This window comes from Rufibacter latericius, from assembly GCF_003721515.1.
GTDB lineage: Bacteria > Bacteroidota > Bacteroidia > Cytophagales > Hymenobacteraceae > Nibribacter > Nibribacter latericius.
Genome location: NZ_RJJD01000023.1, coordinates 268,797 through 286,673, shown reverse-complemented (window position 1 = coordinate 286,673; position 17,877 = coordinate 268,797). Strand labels below are relative to the sequence as shown.

The following is a 17,877-nucleotide window of genomic DNA, read 5'->3' as shown; positions in this document are numbered from 1 at the left end:
GCTTTTCACCTTCTGTACTCTGCCCGCTGGGGTATCTTCTAGTAGTTAGGATTCTGCTTCAGGTTCGGGTTCGCCACGATCTGTTCTGCCGGAATTGGGTAGATCCCGCGCCAGGTAGGCGTTTGGGTGGTTTTGAAGGTCCAGGTTTCGTTGAAATAGCTCCCGAAACGGATCATGTCACGTCTGCGGTGGCCTTCCCAGATAAACTCCCGGGCTCTTTCTTCCTCAATGTTTTTCAAGGTAAGAGTGGTGAAGGGAGTGGCGTTGCTTCTGGTTCTTACCTGATTCACCAGAGTAAGGGCATCCCCGGCGTTACCGGTCCTGAACAGCGCCTCGGCTTTGATCAACAGGATGTCGGCGTAGCGGATCAGCACCAGGTCATTGTCGGCATTGAATCCCGACCAGGTCACGCCTTCGGGAACGTATTTCAACACCCGGTAGCCTTCGTTGTCCTGGGCACTCACGTAATCTACCACCGGCACTAGCACCAATTGTTCTCCTTTGCTGTCCACTAATGGCTGGCCATTGGGGTAGGTCTGAGGTCCGTGTTGGATCAGGCTTCTGCGTTCGTCTGCGGTTTCATACCGGTCCAGGGCTTCTTTGTACGTGCTGTAGCCGTTGGCCGGGGAGAACGGCAGATTGTACCGTTGTTTGTCCAGGGCAGGCTGCGCGTACAACATAAACTGGTTGGCCCCGGCGTTTCTGGTGGGGTTTACCGAAAACGAGGAGATAATCTCTGTGGAATTAACCTCGTTCGTGGCTTTGAAGTTGTCCACGGTCTGAGGCTCCAGCGAGTACGCTCCTGAGTTGATCACATTGTCCGCCATGGCGATGGCTTCGGCCCATTTGGGGGTTCCGGTGTACACCTCGGCGTTCAGGTAAAGCGTCGCCAGGGCGGCATACACGGCTTCTTTGGTGAGCCGTGGGTAATAGGCCGCCGTCACCGTATTCACAGAGGGCAGGTCATTCACGGCCTGCAGCATCTCTTTCTCCACAAACTGGAAGACCTCAGTGCGGGTATTGTTCGTGGGCAGGTTCTGGGGATCTACGCGGGCCTGGGTGAAAATAGGAACGTTGCCCCAAAAATCCATGGCGTAGAAATACCCATACGCCCGCAAGGCCCGTGCCTCCGCAATTACCCCGGGAAAATTGGCTTTGTTAGGGGAACTTTCCAGGCTTTCCAGCACCGCGTTGGCCGTCCCGATTTCCTGGAAAATGAATCCCCAGGCCCGACCGGTGGTGGCATTGTCTGGCTTTACCTGGTGCAGCATGATGTCCATGTTGTTCTGGTCAAACCAGCCTCCGCTAGCCCGGCCCGGCACAATGAACTCATCGGTCCCGAATTCGGCTATCCGGAACGGGTCCCCTATGTCCACCACGTACGACAACTGCTGGTAAATACCCACTACCGAGGATAAGGCCTCTTCCTCGGTCCGGTAATACGTGTCCGGCGATAGGCGGCCGAATTGTTCTTCCTCCAGATCGGTACAGCCGGTTACTAAAATGGCAGCACTCACCAATACTTTTATTTTTGTTATGAGACGTTTCATCTTCTTAGGTTAAAGGGTAATGCAACACAATTAGAAAGAAATGCTGGCGCCCAGACTCACCGTCTTCGCCCGTGGATAGGCCAGGTAGTCAATTCCCAGCGGAGCCACACCCGTACCGGACACCTCGGCGTTCACCTCAGGATCCAGCCCAGAATAGTTGGTGATGAGCAGCAGGTTCTGACCGGTGACAAAGATTCTGGCGTTGGACAAAGGCGTATTCTTCACGTTGAAAGTGTAGCCTAAGGTGATGTTGTCCAGGCGGGCGAAGGACCCGTCTTCGATCCAGCGGGAGGAATATTGTTTTGGTTGGGTTCTTCCTACCCCGTCTTCCAGTGCTACCGCCAGAATGTTTCTGCCGGGCAGGTTGCTTTCATAGGCCAGGTTGTTGGCCGTGAGGTTGAAGACATCGTTCCCTACCGATCCTCTGAAGTTGAAGCCCAGGCTCCAGGCTTTGTACTGAAAGGAGTTGCTGAACCCGAAGGTGAAATCTGGCTGGGCCGTCCCGATGACCTGGTTGCCCGGCTCAAACTGCTCTACCCCGTTTTCCACGCCTATGAACTTGCGGCCCCAGAAAGTCCCCAGGGGCTCACCCGGCATAATCAACTGCGCATAGATGCCCGACAAACCGGCTCCCTGCAGCGGGGCAATCTGGATGTTGTCTCCTTTGTACAGATCGTTGGAAAGGCTCAACACCTTGCTTTTGTTCCGGCTGAAGTTCACATCTGCTTCCCAGGTGAAATTACCTTTGTCTATGATGTTGGCACCCAGTTCCAGTTCAAACCCTTTGTTTTCCACGCTTCCTACGTTGGCCAATTGAGTCGTTACCACCGAAGGTGATGGAACCGCGATGCGGAGCAAAAGGTCAGAGGTTTTTTTGCGGTAATAATCCAGGCTACCATGAACCCTGTTTTTAAAGAAACCGAAGTCCAGGCCCACATCTACCTGTGAGGTTTGCTCCCATTTCAGGTCTGGGTTGGCGTATTGCTGTGGCAACACGATGGTGATTCGTTGGCCACCTACCAGGTAGCCTCTGTTACTGGCTCCCAGAGTGGTGAGAGAATTCAGGTTCCCTATCTCCTGGTTACCGGTGACGCCGTAGCTCACCCGCACTTTCAGGTCAGACAATGGATTCTCGGGGTAGAATTTCTCCTGCGAGATCCGCCAGGCCACGGAACCGGAAGGGAATACCCCCCATTTGTTTCCGGACCCGAACCGGCTGGAACCATCGCGCCGGATGGTACCGGTAAGCAGGAACCTTCCGCCAAAGTCATAGTTCACCCTGCCGTACATGGAGATGAGGGTGTTGCTTTCCTGGAAACTGCTGATGCCCCCTACCGTACTGGCAGCCTGCAAACTGTACCATTTAAAGGAATCTGACAGGAACCCCGAAGCTGTGGTGCGCCCTCCCTCACCTAAAAAGTATTGGTAAGAATACCCCGCGATGGCATCAACGGCATGTTGGCCGAAAGACTTGTTAAACCGAAGGACTGTCTCCATCAACTTGCTGTAATCGGCGAGTTTCTGGGTGCTGGCAAAGCCCCCGAAACCCTCGCCCAGCGGATTTGACTTCTGGATGAAAGAGTTCCGATCGATTTCCTGCCGGGTGTAGCCCAAACTCACGTTGATGCTCAGCGGATCAATGATGGTATAGGTTGTTGACAGATTCCCCAGAAGCCGTTGCGCGGTTTTTTCATCGGTCACATCAGAGGAGAAAGAAACAGGGTTCACCCGGAACGGTCCTACGTGGTAGTACTCTCCGTTAGGATCATACACGGGATAAGTTGGGTTGAAGACAAAGGCTTCATAGTTCATGCTGGTACCTGCCTCGCTGCCCACGGTATTGGAAACCGGCGCCGCGTTTGATCTTGTCTGGCCATAGTTTACCACCAGGTCAAACTTCAGTTTGTCTTCCAGCGCGGCATGGTTGATGTTGATGGAACCATTGTACCGGCTCAAATCAGAGCCCAGCATGATCCCTTCCTGTTTTCCGTAACCTAAAGAAACGCGGTACATGGTGTTGGCCGCTCCCCCGGTGAGGGAAAGGCTGTGGTCCTGGTTATAGGCGGTGCGGTAGATTTCATCCTGCCAGTTGGTGTTCGCGCCTTTGTCATCCAAAGTAAGCTCCAGGTCTCTCACCACGGCTCGGTACTGGTCGGCGGTCAAAACATCCAGTGTGTTGGCAACTTTGGAAACCCCGGCCAGCACGTTGTAGGTGACCTGGGCCTTGCCGGCTTTTCCTCTCTTAGTAGTGATGACAATAACTCCATTGGCACCCCGTGACCCGTAGATGGCCGTAGCGGAGGCGTCTTTCAACACGGTGATGGACTCAATATCATTAGGGTTCAGGGTCATGAGCGGGTTGGTAGGCTCCTGGTCAAAAACATCGGTACCGTTGCCCCTGATGTTGGCCTGGTTTACGCCGCTGGAGGTGGAGATAGGCACTCCGTCAATCACGTACAGTGGATCATTGGAACCGGTCAAAGAGGTACCTCCCCTGATGCGTACCGTATTGGAGGCACCCGGTTTCCCGCTATTCTGAGAGATGTTCACCCCGGCCATTTTCCCCTGGATTAGCTGTTGGGGGCTTAATTGCGGCCCCACGTTGAATTCCTCAGAGGATACAGCGCTTACTGAACCAGTCAGGTCACTTTTTTTCTGGGTACCATACCCCACCACAACCACCTCATCCAAAGACTCGGCATCCGGGACCAGGCTTACATCAATCGTGGTCCTATTATTAACGGCAACCTCCAGGGGTTTATACCCCATAAAGGAGAACACCAACGTACCGTTTCCATCGGGTAATTCAATGGCATAAGTCCCGTCTGAGGCAGAAGGTGCGGCAGAGGTGGTGCCTTTCAGCATCACGGTGACCCCAGGCATTCCTACTCCTTTTTCATCGGATATTTTCCCCCGCACGGTGTGCAGAAACAATTTCTTTGGGTGAGAGAATAAGCTTTTGGTCCCTTTAGGGGCAAATAAGTTTCCTTTTCCAGCGGTCTCCTTGCGCAGGCTTGGTATTGCTTCGCCATCCTTTGCCCAACCCTGCTGCGGCATTAAACTTATTTGGCATAGGATAAGAATCAGCCAGCGGGTTTGGCAGGTTCTTTTAAATACATGCTGTAATGAATTTTTCATAAAACTGGGTTTACATGTAATGGAGAGATGAGTGAAAGACAATCCTAAGCTTTGATGGGTATTCTCACGTACCTGCCTAAATTTCCTTAAGAGGAACATCTTGCATTAACGCCTGAACTTTTACTACAAAGCCAAGAAAGAGGCTTTTAAGCGTGGTGATCAAATTATCGACGAGAGCTATGGAAGCTACAGCGGGTTATACAAAGGTGTTTGTATCTGCGGGTACTAACTGGCCGGACGACTCTGCACTATGCGTTTGCCAGGGATTAAAGTCGATTTGATGCTTTTACTAGGATTGTCTTCCTCCAACTTCTTCTCTACCCAGTCAGGAAAAAAGTAATTCCTGCGCTCTACCTGAGACATGGAGGCTAACAAACGATTGGGAACTTAACCTGTTAAGGGCGTTATGTTGTACAATCGATTGCATAGATAGTAATTTTATAAAATAATCACAAGCTTTTTCTTAAATTTTAAATCATCGTTTTTAAACAAGCGTTTATTTGGCATATATTCATTACATTAGACATTATGTTTATAGAAGGAGCATTAAAATTGCCACTTGGAATAGTATTCCAAGTACTTATCTTATGCGCAAAATTGGAGCTATCCCTATTTTTAGTGCAAACGTTTACACATCTTAGTTTAACATAAGGAAATATATACCTGAAGACCCATATGCTTTTCAACCGGGAAGTATTACCCTCCAGAAAGAAGCAAGAAAACCGGATAGTCATGGAAGGGGAAAGAAGTTTTGAGGCTTGTTTTCAAAAAACACCACTAAAAACGGGCCTGGCACTTTTCTATTCTTTCTTTGTACTCCATTTTAAGAAGACCTTTTACCAAGGTAAGATGGGCGAACGCTCACCTTACCCGTTACTAACCTCCAACCATACAAAATGAACCTGCGCATGAAAAAACATCTCTTCGGCTTCCTGCTGTTTTTTACGGCAAGTTCAGCCATGGCCCAAATGACCACCGGCCTGACCGGAGTACGCGATACTTCCTTCTCCAACCCGGGTGCTTACCGTCAGGTCAAGAAATACCACCCCAACGCGAATCTTAAATTGGTAGAGGAATTCAAACTGTCCACGGTGCAAGAGAAACGGGACATCAAGTATTGCCGCGTTGGGAACCGAGACCTGGCCTTAGACGCTTTTTACCCGAAGAAGAAAACCAAGGCTCCCACTCCGGCCATTCTGCTTATTCATGGGGGCGGTTGGCGCAGCGGAAACCGCGAACAGCATATTCCCTTGGCCCAACGCCTGGCCGATCTGGGTTACGCCTGTTTTACCGTGGAGTACCGCCTGTCTACCGAAGCCCTCTACCCTGCTGCGGTGCATGACCTGAAATCGGCGGTGCGCTGGGTACGGGCCAACGCGAAGCAGTTCAACCTGGACACGGCCAAAATCACAGCCCTCGGTTTTTCGGCAGGCGGACAATTGGCAGCGCTTCTGGGGGCCACCAACAAGTACCCAATCTTTGAAGGGGAAAATTGCCTTTCCAAAGTATCCAGTCAGGTGCAGGCCGTGGTAGACATTGACGGAACGCTTTCCTTTGTGCACCCCGAGTCAGGCGAAGGAAATGACGCCAAAGGCATCTCGGCTGCTACGTACTGGTTTGGGTATCCTAAGAAGGAGAAGATCGCCCTGTGGGAGGAAGCCTCGCCCTTGAACCAGGTGGGTCCTACCGCTCCGCCCTTCCTGTTCATCAACAGTTCCGTAGACCGCATGCACGCCGGCCGCGACGATTTCCGCAAGATCCTGGACAAGCACCAAATCTACTCAGAGGTGCACACCTTCCCTGATTCCCCGCACACCTTCCCCCTCTTCGACCCCTGGTTTGAGCCGATGGTGAAGTACATTGACAACTTCCTGAAGAAGGTGTATGCGCCTAAGAAAAAGGCCTAGCTTGGTTCCTGAAAATAAGAAAAGCGAATCGGGGCTGTTTTCTAGAAAACAGCCCCGATTCGCTTTTAAGATTACTGTGAACTTACAACCGTTCTTTTACTTCAAGCCCTTCATTCCTTCAAACACCAGGCGGGCTACTTCTTTGGCACCATCGGGCTGGAAGTGTGTGTTGTCTTTCTGCCCCTCGGGGTAGTTTTTGTATTTGCCGGCGGGCAGGTTCATGAAGTAAGTATTAGTTACAAACTCCTCTCCTTTCTGGGAGAAGGAATCTATGGAAAGCTGCTGCAAATCTATCAGAGGCACGTTCAGCTCTTTGGACACGTCTTTCACTGCCTGCGGGTACTCGCCGTGCACGTTCCCGATTTTTCCGTCTTTCCAAGGATAGTTGCGGGTAACGGGCGTAAGCAGAATGGGGATCGCGCCTTTCTCGCGGGTCTGGCTCACGTACAGGCGCAGGAATTCTTTGTAGCCCTGGATATTCACGTAGCGTTCTGATTTGTCTACCGCCGCATCGTTGTGGCCGAATTGGATCATGACCACATCGTTCTTCTTCAGGTCTTTGTAGACAGCGGCCCAGCGGCCTTCCTCAAAGAACGTACGCGTGCTGCGGCCGCCCCGGGCTTTGTCCAGCAGGATGACGCTATCTCCCTTGATGAGGTGCTTTACTTTAGTTAAGCTGTCTTTCGTTAAAAACGGCTTGAAAACCTGTCCCCAGCCCATGACCGGATAACGCTTGTTCAGGTAATCTTCGCCATCGTAGTCAGAATAGTCGGCAACGGTAGAATCGCCGATGAGGTACACGCGCACGATGTTCTTCTTGAAAGGGGCAAACGACATGGCCGCCACGCAGCCCACCAGGAAAAGAACGAGGTATAATCTTCTCAGCATGTAGGTTCTGTTTTTAAGCTGTTTTTGCGAAAAGGGCATGAAAAAAGCACGCTGCACATACCCTTTTTCAATGCTTGATTATTGCATGGAAACCGCCGTTTTTCCCAAGTCTTTCCCTTTGGAAATCTGGGTAGCGGCGCTGGTAAAGTCTTTATTATTGAGCTTCACGTTCTTGGTCAAGGGTCCCATCACTTTCACCGCCGGTTCTTTGGTCTGGTTAAAGGTAAGCCCCTGCACATTGATGTCTTTGCTGTTGTAGATGGTCAGGGCCGGGCCTTTCTCCGTGATCACTTTCAAATTCTTGAGGGAGATACCGGAGGCATCTACCGCCGAGATCCCTCTTCGGGCCTTCAGGTAGGAGTTCTCAATGTTCACGTTCTGCAGGTTCATCTCTGGCAGGCCTTGCAAAGCCACGGCTTCATCAGCGCCGGAGACGGTGATGTTCCGCATCCAGATGTTTTTGAACGAGGGCGTTTCTTCGGTTACGGGCAACAGTTTCTCTACGCGGGCCTCGTCTGAGGCGCGTTGGTCTTCTTCCAGCACCGGTGAGTTTCCGCCGTAGAACAGGTTGAAGCTGATGGCCTGCGTAGGGATGTTGATCATGTCTATGTTGGAGATCCATATGTTCTCCACCACACCGCCGCGTCCGCGCGTGCTCTTGAACCGCAGGCCGATGTCGGTGCCCATGAAGGTACAGTTAGAGACGTGCACGTTCTTCACGCCGCCGCTCATCTCACTACCCACCACAAAACCGCCGTGGCCGTGGTACACCACGTTGTTTTTCACGATCACGTTCTCGGTGGGCACTCCCCGCTTCCGGCCATCGGCATCTTTCCCAGATTTGAAACAGATGGCGTCATCGCCTACGTCAAAGGTATTGTTATAGATCAGTGCATTCTTGCAGGACTCCAGATCCAGACCATCGCCGTTCTGCGAGTACCAGGGGTTGCGTACGTTCAGGTTCCGGAGGATGATGTCCTGGCACATGAGCGGGTGCAGGTTCCAGGCCGGTGAGTTTTGGAAGGTGGGCCCGTCCAGCAAGACCGTTTTGCAGTTCACCAGGCTCAGCATCACGGGGCGCAGGTAATCTTTGACGGCTTCAAACTGCTCCTTGGTTTTCAGATCCGGCACGTTGAAGTTGCTGCCCTGGGTATCGCCTTTCAAGGCTTTTTCGGTGGGGTACCACATGTCGCCTTTCGGGTTGAGCACACCGGTTTTGGTGAGTTCTTTCCACTGCGCCGAAGTGAGTTTGCTTTTTTTCACCGGACGCCAGGCATCGCCGTTTCCGTCAAAGGTACCCTCGCCGGTAATGGCCACATTCTCCAAGTTGTTGCCAGAAATAGGCGATTGGCACCGATACGTGTCCAGGCCCTCAAAGCTGGTTTTCACCACCGGGTAATCGTCAAAGTCACGGCTGAAAACCACCATGGCCCCGGCCTCGGCATGCAGATCGATGTTGCTTTTCAGGACGATGGGGCCGGTAAGCCACAGTCCGCGCGGAATGATCACGTGCCCTCCGCCCTTGGCTGCCACGTCATTAATGGCCTGTTCAAAAGCCTGCGTGTTTTTGGTGATGCCGTCGCCCACTGCCCCGTACTTGGTGATGGGTACGCTGTAGTTGGGGAACTTGGTTTCTTTCACTTTGGGCATGTCAAACTCAATGCCCTCGTAAATGGTAGCGGGTACGCTAGCGCTGGAGAAATTACGGCCGGTAGTGGTCTCGGCGGGGGCTGCGGGGACACTGGCCGCCGGGGCGGAGGATTGACGTTGGCAGGAGAACTGAAACGCGCTCGCCAGTCCCAAGGCCAATAAAAACCTGCTCTTTGCTACATTCTTCATGATGGTATGTTTACTCTTTAACTTCTGTTGATGGCTCCGCAGAGGAGCTTGCTGCATTTCGTTTTCAGCGCATTTTAGGGAAAACAGCCCCAAAACAGTCCCTCTCTCCTACTTGGTCACTCTGAACCAATCGTAATCGGCGTAGCCGGAGTCGTTGGTTTTATCCTCGCGGACGGCGAACAGGCCCACCTTGGCGCCGATCCACTTGCCGGGAACGGCGGTGAACGGTGTGCCCGCGTTTTTGAAGGTCTGGCCGTCTTCTGAGTAGCTGAACTGGCACTTGGCGCCCTTGCTCACCTGCACCCGGAACTGCACTTCGTTTCCGGTCAGTTTTCCCAGAATCTGCTCTTTTTCTGGCGTGCCTTTGTCGGCTTTGAGGGCGGTGTTGTAGGTCAGGTACATTCCGTCTTTTCTGTTCACTATGGACACATAGCCGTAGTCCATGCCCATTACCACCAGGCCGGTGCGCTCGTTCTGCAGTTTGGGGTTGGGCGTGAACTTGAGTTTGGCCGTTACCGTGAAGTTCTCGGCGGGGAATTTCTGGAGCAGTAGATTAGGCACATCCCAAAGGTTTTTGCCGCCCTCGGGCATCTGATCGGTGAAGAGGCGCAGGTGGCCTTTGTTCGAGGCGAAAGCCCAGGTGGCCTTCGGATTCGCGTGCCACTGCCATTGCAGGCCCAGCAGATGGCTGTCAAACTCATCAGACTCGGCGGGCGTCACGATGGGGTACGTTTTGCCTACGTTCGGTTTTTTATAGGTGAGCACCGGCTGGCCTTTGCCGTCACCGTCCGGGTCCTCGCCGATCACGGGCCAATCGTTCACCCACTTCATGGGCTGCAAGTGCACCACGCGGCCGTAGGCTTCCTTGTCCTGGAAATGGAAGAACCAGTCCTCGCCGGTCTTTGTGTCTACCCAGGCGCCCTGGTGCGGACCGTTGATGGGCGTCTTGCCCTGGTCCATGACTATTTTCTCCTCGTAGGGGCCGTACACGTTTTTAGACCGAAGCACCAGTTGCCAGCCCGTGGCCACGCCGCCGGCTGGCGCCATAATGTAGTAGTAGCCGTTACGCTTGTAGAACTTAGGGCCTTCTACGGTGGGGTGTGCATCGTGGCCATCGAAGACCATCACGCCCTCGTCCAGCACCTTGGTGCCCTCGGGGTTCATGCGGTTCACGGTGAGCATGCTCTTCACGCCGGCCCGGCTTCCGGCCCAGCCGTGCACCAGGTAGGCATTGCCGTCTTCGTCCCACAGCGGACAGGAATCAATCAAGCCTTTGCCTTCCATCACTAGCACCGGAGCCTCCCAGCGGCCCGCAGGATTCTTGGTTTTCACCATATAGATCCCGAAATCTGGATCGCCCCAGTAAATGTAGAACTCGCCTTTGTGGTGCCGGATAGCCGGGGCCCACACGCCGTTGCCGTGCTGCGGTTTGGCGAAATGCTGATACGGCGGCAAACGGTCAATGGCGTACCCGATGATCTGCCAGTTCACCAGATCCTTAGAATGCAGGATCTGCAGCCCGGGAATGGAGCTGAAGCTGGACGAGGTCATGTAGTAGTCATCGCCCACACGCACCACATCAGGGTCAGAGTAGTCAGCGTCTAAAACGGGGTTCTGGAAAGTGCCGTCGCCTTTGTCTGCCACCCAAACCTTGGAAACATAACCGGCCGGAGCCGCCACGCTGCCACCCGAGACACTGGTGTTGGAAACCGATAAGGAGGTACGCGCTTTCTCGCTCTGGCAAGCGCCCAACAGGAGAAGTAAACCAAGGGCTAGCTGTTTTTTAGGGGACATTTGCTTAGGTGTTAAGTACCGCAAGGTACAGCTTGATTAATCACTTAGAAGCGCCACTCGCTTCGTTTCTTTTTCATTTCCAATCTGTACCAAAATATAGTACATGCCGCTGGGCAATCGGCTCCCCTTTTGGTCCGTGCCGCCCCAGTTCAAGGTGTGGGCACCCGAAGCCACGGGACCGTTGAGCAAAGTAGCCACCACTTTGCCTTCTGCGTTGGTCACTTTCACCATGGCCTTGCCTTTTTGCTTCGCTGTGAAGGCCACTTTGGTAGAGGCTGAAAACGGGTTGGGGTGCAGACTGGTGGAACCAGTCTTTTTGCCCTCGGGAGAGCTGGTCAGGTTGCCGGTAGACACCAGGCTTTTCAGGTATTCCTCCAGGTTGGTGTAGCCGTCGTTGTTCAGGTCGCCGTTTCGGTCATCGGCGTTCCTGGGGTTCAGGCCTTTGGCGGTTTCCCAGGCGTTGGGCATGCCGTCTTTGTCGGTGTCCTCCAGAGCGGGCAGAGAGGCCAGCGTAGGCCAGCCGCCTACATCGTTCTGGCTGTCGATGATCCCGTTGGTACTGCCGTTGGAGCCCGCGGCGGTGAAGCTTTTGGTACGCACGGTGTTGATGATGCGGGTATCCACGGCATCGCGTTTCAGGGAGGCACCGGCTTTGTTCAAAACCAGTTCGTAGGCTTCCTGCGCCGTATGCTTGGTGACGTTGTTCTGGATGGGCAGGGGTTCGGTGCGGCGCATGGCGGTTTTATCAGCCTCTGAGACGGTGCCATAGCTGCTATGGAACTGATTGAACACGCCGTAAGTCCAGTTGTCATTGGTGGCGCGGGTGCTGCCCTCCACAAAATTCCCGTCAATGTAGAACTTGCCCCAGATGTCATAGACCTCGGTGCCTTCGTTCTTGTTTTTATCGATGGAGAAGATGCGCTCTTTTTTAACGGTAGCCGGACCGGGTTTGTAGTAGTTGTTGACGATGTTCACGTTCATGGCTTCGCCCCCGTAGATGCTGTTGTTGCCCCAGTTGTAGAACAAGTTGTTGCGCACATCCACCAAATCCGTGAGGGCGAAGGCCTTGCCTGCTTCCTCGCCCAGCCGCGGGTTGCGGCTGTCATGGTGCGCCATGAGGTTATGGTGGAACGAGGCGTTCTTGCCACCCCAGATGCCGCCGTAGCCGTGCGCCCCTTTGGCGTGGGCCGAGTTGCGGAGACTCTCTGAGATAATACACCACTGCAGCGTGAAATTCTCATTTGCGTAGAATGACAAACACTCATCCGTGGACCAGCTCATGGAGCAATGGTCTATGATGATGTTTTTGTGAAAACGGCCCCCAAACGCATCGCCTTCCTGCTGCGCCTCATCGCCCATCCGGAACCGAAGGTAGCGCACAATCACATTATCAGCGTCCACGCTCACCGGGTAGTTCTTAATGGCAATGCCGTCGCCGGGCGCGGTCTGGCCGGCAATGGTGATGTTGGGGTTCCTGATGGTAAGGTTAGAGCCCAGCGCAATGGTCCCGGACACCCGGAACACTACCGTTCTGGCGCCCGAGGCATTAATAGCGGCTCGCAAGCTACCCGGCCCCGAGTCGTTCAGGTTGGTGACCTCCAGCACAGCTCCTCCCCTTCCGCCAGTGGCGTAGCGACCAAACCCCTCGGCGCCGGGGAAAGCCAGTTGCTGGGCCTGCAGAGAACCTCCAAGACACCCGAACAGGGCCAATGTGATTAGCTTTTTTACCATCGTTTTACCTCTTTTTAGGGGAAGATGTGCGTTGTAGTTCCGTAAGTCGTTTTCTAGGCGATTTCTTCAAAATAGCCCAAAAACGTAAATGCAATCGTTTGCACCTAAGTACCCTTCAAAATCGCCCTTCATCCCTGCATCAGTATACAGGTGCTTCCTTACCTATTTATTAGCGGTGATTAGTTGCCCGGGAGTCCAGTCCCCGAAGATGTTTTTCAAAGTGTACTGCTGCGCCTCCTGCTCCGTCAGTTGTTTGGACCAAGCTACCCGCTCCTTCTTGGAAGCGCCCGGACCGGTGGAGTTGTACTCGGCGTAGAGCACCTGTTTCTCGGCTTCGGGTTTGCTCCAGTTGTGCCAACCTTCTGGTTTGATGTGCTTGCCTAAATACGTATTGATGAACACAGTCTTGGCGAAGGGTCTCCAGGGACGGCCCAGGTAGTAAGACTTCTCAGGGGCATCGCCGGTGAGGCGACAGTTCAGGAACACAAACCCATACGGCGCGCCTTCCAGCGTGGAGGCGGCCGTAACAAAGTTTCCGCCTTTTTTACTGAAGATCTCGCAGTTCTCAAATACCGCCGTGGACCACCCGAAGATAAAGTCCGTGGTGCCCTCAATGTAGCAGTTCTTGTAGTACTGACGGCTCTTCTCGCCGTGCGGGTACAGGGTGTCCTGGAAACCCAAGAAGCGGCAGTTCTGGAACATGACCTTGTCTCCGTCCACGCGCACGGCCACGGCCTGCCCTACCGGCCCCGAGGAGTTCTCAAAGGTGATGTTCTCGGCGGTGAAATCATCGCCGTACACAAAGAAACTGGTGGACCCAGTGGTGCCCATCTCCTCCCCAAAGCGGTTTTTCTTGGCCGCGTAATCGTCAAAGGTGAGGATGGTTTTCTTCACGTCCTCGCCTATCATGCGCACCGCCGTCTTGGTGCTGGCCAACGTCAACTTCTCTTTGTAAGTGCCGTTCTTGATGTAAATGGAGGTGACGTTCTTACGGAAATCGGGCACGGCGTTGATGGCTTCCTGCACCGTCTTGAAGGTGCCGCTGCCGTCTTTGGCTACCACAAAGTCATACTTCTGCGCCTGCGTAACAAGGACGCCGAACAGGAAAACGAGTAACAGGGAAGGTTTTCTCAGGTTCATGCGAATGCTTATTTAAGGGCCGAGGCTTTGCCCATTTCTTCAAACTCCAGCGAGGCCATGATGAACGGCGAAACGGCTTTGGGATCGTTGTCGCGCTTCTGCTCGTTGATGTAGTACTCGTATGTTCCGTCACGATACGGGGTTCCGCCCAGACCGGCCACAGCGCACACCTCGGTGATGCTGATGGAACCGTCCTCGTTTTTCTTGATGAGGTTCTCCAACAGACCATTGTAGCCTTGGCGGGCATCTTCCATGTACTTCTGATCAATGTAGCCTTTTTTGGTGGCCTTCACCAGAAAGTACGTGAACATGCTGGAAACCGAGGCCTCGCGGTAGTTGCCTTCGCGTCCGCCCTGGTCTACCACTTGCCACCACAGACCGGTTTTTGGGTCTTGGTACTGGGCAATGGCCTGTGCCATTTTTTTGGTCACACGCAACACCTCGCCGCGCTGCGGATGGTTCTGCGGCAGGTAATCCAACGCGTCTACCAAGGCCATGGAAAGCCAGCCCATGGCACGGCCCCACACGTTCGGCGATAAACCGGTCACCGGATCTGCCCACTTCTGCTCCTTTTTTTCGTCCCAGGCATGGTAGAACAGGCCTTTTTTCTCGTCCCAGGTGTGTTTGTCAATCAGGATGATCTGCTTGGCCACATCGTCAAACAGAGCGGGCTCGTTGAACTCAGTGGCGTACTGAGCCAGAAATGGGGTGGCCATGTACAAACCGTCCAACCACATCTGGTGCGGGTAGATTTTCTTGTGCCAGAAGCCGCCCTCCGAGGTTCTAGGGTGAGTGCGCATCTGGTCGCGCAGCTCGTCAATGGCGATCTTGTATTTCTGTTGACCAGTTTCTTTGTACAACGCGATCAGGAACTTGCCCGGGTTTACGCGGTCAATGTTGTAGTCGGTTTTCTTGTAGGTTTTGATCTGGCCATCGGCGGTGATCATGGTATCGGCGAAGGCCTTGATGTAGGTGAAGTACTTCTGGTCGCCGGTTCGTTTCCAGACCCGCTCCAGCGCACTCGCGAAAAGCCCCTGCGTGTAGTCCCACTTCGGCTCTGGCCGGAAATCGATCATCCAGCCTTGCGGACTCCGTTTCATCTCAGAATCGGCCATCCAGACGGAATACGGTTTGCCGGCGGGAGAAGCAGCGGGCTCGGCGCTGGACGAGGCCGTCTCGCCGGAGCGGCAGGCCATTGTTAACATGGTGAAAGCAAGGAGGGCGTATTGGGCGAGCTTCATGGGATTTTCGGGCTAAATCTTATTAGGGTGTTTTAGAGCAGTTTCTTAGAAAACGAGCCTGAAACTCATTTCGTGGGGTTCCATTTGTCATCACCGGCTAGGATCAGTTCCGGCTTGTATTTTTTGGCTTCTTTTCTGGAAAGTTGCTTAGACCAAGCTACCCGTTTCTCAGCAGCGGCGCCTGGCCCGGTGGATTTGTACTCGGCGTACAGGGCGGTTTTCTCGGCGTCTGGTTTGTTCCAGTTGTGCCAGCCCTCTGGCAAGATGTGCGTGCCCAGCTCCGTGTTGAGGAAAACCGTCTGCGCGTACGGCCGCCATGGACGGCCCAGGTACACTTTGGTGGCCTCGGGAGCGGCAGTGGTGATTTTGCAGTTAAGGAACACGAAGCCGTAGGGCTGGTTCTGCGGCGTGGAGGCGGCGGTGATGTAGGAGTTCTTTTTGCAGTGGATGGTGCAGTTCTCAAAAACCGCGGTGGCCGGCCCGAAGATGAAATCGGTGGTGCCTTCAATGTAGCAGTTCACGTAGTACTGGCGGCTGTTGTCAACCCCGGCGTACAGGGTGTCCTGGTCGCCCAGAATACGGCAGTTCTTGAACACGCAACGGTCGGCCTCTACGTGCAAGGCTACCGCTTGCCCCACCGGACCGGCATCGTTCTGAAAGGTCAGGTTTTCGGCCCGGAATTCATTTCCCTGCACCAAAACGGTGTAAGACGTGAACGTGTTGATTTTGCCTTTGCCGGAGTAATCGTTCCAGACGATGATGGTTTTGTCACGGTCCTCGCCGATGAAGGAGATCCGGGTTTTCCAGGAAGAGACCACCAGTTTCTCCCGGTAGGTGCCGTTTTTTATGTGAATCTCAATGCGGTCATTGGGGAACGCCGGAATGGCATCCAACGCACCTTGGATGGTGGGGTGGTCGCCGCTGCCGTCCTGGGCCACTACTATGCGCTTTTGCTGCGCCTTTGCGGAAAACACCGCCAAAACGTAAATCAGAAGAAAACCAAGCCACTTTTTCATAACCGTGCTATTTTACCAGGCTGTTTAAGTACACTTCCAAATTGGTGTATTGCTTGTTGAGGGTGTGCGCCACGGCATCGGCGGCGTTGCTGCTGTCCAGTTTCTGGGTGCGCTCCCAGGCATCGGGCATGCCGTCCTGGTCTTTGTCCTCGGGCGCAGCGGCTGATTTCAACTGCGGGAAACCACCCACGTCTTTCTGCGAGTCAATGATGCCGGTGCCTTTCTTGCCGCTGGCCGATTTTCCGCTGCGTACCTCGGCCACAATGCGGGCATCCACGGCATCACGTTTAAAGCTGGCACCAGCTTGGGCTAGCACGGCCTCGTATGCGGCCTGGGCTGGTTGGGTAGAAGTGTTCAGCACCTGAAACGCTGATGCCGCTTTGGTGGAATCCGGATGGTCGCACTGCACGCCGCCGGCCCAGTTGTCTTTAGTCACCTGCGGGAAGCCCTCCACGTGGTTGCCGTTCACATAGAACTTGCCGTACGGCTGGGAAGGGTTCACAATGCGGTTTTTCCGGGAAGTCTGCGTGGCCGGACCCGATTTGAAGTAGTTATTCACTAGGTTGTAGCGGCCTTTTTCGCCGCCGTAAATGCTGTTGAAGCCCCAGTTATAGATCACATTATTGGTGAAGTCTACCAATTCATCAGGGGAGTTAGGCGTGGAGCTGGAGCCCGAGAAACGCGGGTTGCGGCTGTTGTTGCTGGCGATGAGGTTGTGGTGGAACGAAGCACCTTCGCCTCCCCAGATGCCGCCGTACCCGTGGTCTCCTTTCTCATGCACTGAGTGGTTCAAGGCTTCAGCGATGATGCACCACTGCAGGGTGAAGTTCTTGTTGCGGTAGAAAGACGCGCACTCATCGGTGGCCCAGCTCATGGAGCAATGGTCAATCACGATGTTGCTGTTGCCGCGGTTCGCCCCGAACGCATCAGACTGCTGGCCTTTCTCGTCCCCCATCCGGAACCGCAGGTAGCGCACAATCACGTTATCGGCTTTAATGCTGACCTGGTAGTTTTTCAGGGTGATGCCCTCGCCCGGTGCCGATTGCCCGGCAATGGTCAGATCTCCGTTATTGATGTCTAGCGGGGCCTGCAACTCAATGTTCCCCGATACGGAGAACACAATGGTCCGCGGACCTTTCTTGCGGATGGCCTCGCGGAAGCTGCCCGGACCATCGTCATTCAGATTGGAAACAACCAGCACCTTGCCGCCGCGTCCGCCCGTGGTAAACTTGCCAAATCCTTCGGCCCCGGGAAAAGCCAGAACCTGGGCTGTCTCGTCAATGGACGAACCGGAAGCGGAATGATTTTCCACCTGGACATTTGGGCCGGAGGCTACTTTCTGGGCACAACCCGATAAAGACACCATCTGGAAAGCCAGTCCGAAGCAGGTACTTGTCAAAATGTTGTTTCTGTATTTCATGTAATTCTTTTTACTAAAGTCCTCTCCTCGTCCAACCCTGTGTTTTACTTTTACTTTCAGAGCCTTAAGCCTTTTGGTTTCTGGCCTTTTTTTCAAAAAAAGCCACTAAATGCTTGGTTCATGTATGGTCAGGAAGCTTTCTTCCCGGTACGTGGCTCTACTGAGTAAAACCTACCCTTTGTCATCCTGAAAGGATCTTGGTAGCAATCGGTA

At 53.8% G+C, this 17,877-nt stretch carries 11 protein-coding genes; 1 reads left to right on the top strand and 10 read right to left on the bottom strand.

Annotated elements, in window-relative coordinates:
• Positions 1-38: 38 nt before the first annotated feature.
• Positions 39-1,550 carry a RagB/SusD family nutrient uptake outer membrane protein gene (locus EFB08_RS22805; RefSeq protein WP_123129292.1) on the bottom strand — a complete coding sequence of 504 codons (1,512 nt, stop codon included), beginning with the start codon at positions 1,548-1,550 and terminating at the stop codon, positions 39-41.
• A 30-nt stretch (positions 1,551-1,580) separates the two neighbouring features.
• Complete coding sequence (locus tag EFB08_RS22800) at positions 1,581-4,688, bottom strand: SusC/RagA family TonB-linked outer membrane protein (RefSeq protein ID WP_227006447.1); 3,108 nt, start codon at positions 4,686-4,688, stop codon at positions 1,581-1,583.
• A gap of 908 nt (positions 4,689-5,596) precedes the next feature.
• On the opposite strand from EFB08_RS22800, the gene EFB08_RS22790 reads away from it, so the two are divergent.
• Positions 5,597-6,595, top strand: a complete 999-nt coding sequence (locus EFB08_RS22790) for an alpha/beta hydrolase (RefSeq protein ID WP_227006446.1) — start codon at positions 5,597-5,599, stop codon at positions 6,593-6,595.
• 96 nt (positions 6,596-6,691) lie between these two features.
• Here EFB08_RS22790 and EFB08_RS22785 read toward each other — a convergent pair whose 3' ends face one another.
• The 8 genes from EFB08_RS22785 to EFB08_RS22750 all read right to left on the bottom strand — a co-directional run bounded on the left by EFB08_RS22785 (position 6,692) and on the right by EFB08_RS22750 (position 17,664).
• Positions 6,692-7,483, bottom strand: a complete 792-nt coding sequence (locus tag EFB08_RS22785; RefSeq protein WP_123129402.1) for a rhamnogalacturonan acetylesterase — start codon at positions 7,481-7,483, stop codon at positions 6,692-6,694.
• 78 nt (positions 7,484-7,561) lie between these two features.
• Positions 7,562-9,322 (bottom strand): glycoside hydrolase family 28 protein, encoded by a 1,761-nt coding sequence (locus tag EFB08_RS22780; RefSeq protein ID WP_123129401.1) that lies wholly within the window; start codon positions 9,320-9,322, stop codon positions 7,562-7,564.
• Positions 9,323-9,430: 108 nt separating this feature from the next.
• The gene (locus tag EFB08_RS22775) at positions 9,431-11,116 is read right to left on the bottom strand and encodes a glycoside hydrolase family 43 protein (protein WP_123129288.1); all 1,686 of its coding nucleotides are present in this window, start codon (positions 11,114-11,116) and stop codon (positions 9,431-9,433) included.
• Positions 11,117-11,152: 36 nt separating this feature from the next.
• Positions 11,153-12,847, bottom strand: a complete 1,695-nt coding sequence (locus EFB08_RS22770; protein WP_165865003.1) for a FlgD immunoglobulin-like domain containing protein — start codon at positions 12,845-12,847, stop codon at positions 11,153-11,155.
• A gap of 162 nt (positions 12,848-13,009) precedes the next feature.
• Positions 13,010-13,987, bottom strand: coding sequence for a pectinesterase family protein (locus tag EFB08_RS22765; RefSeq protein ID WP_123129287.1), 978 nt, complete (start codon positions 13,985-13,987; stop codon positions 13,010-13,012).
• Positions 13,988-13,995: 8 nt separating this feature from the next.
• Positions 13,996-15,228: a glycoside hydrolase family 88/105 protein gene (locus EFB08_RS22760; protein WP_123129286.1), complete on the bottom strand. Its 1,233-nt coding sequence runs from the start codon at positions 15,226-15,228 to the stop codon at positions 13,996-13,998.
• Between the two features lie 65 nt (positions 15,229-15,293).
• On the bottom strand, positions 15,294-16,244 hold the full coding sequence (locus EFB08_RS22755; protein WP_123129285.1) for a pectinesterase family protein: 951 nt from the start codon (positions 16,242-16,244) through the stop codon (positions 15,294-15,296).
• A gap of 7 nt (positions 16,245-16,251) precedes the next feature.
• On the bottom strand, positions 16,252-17,664 hold the full coding sequence (locus EFB08_RS22750) for a pectate lyase family protein (RefSeq protein WP_227006445.1): 1,413 nt from the start codon (positions 17,662-17,664) through the stop codon (positions 16,252-16,254).
• Positions 17,665-17,877: the final 213 nt, after the last annotated feature.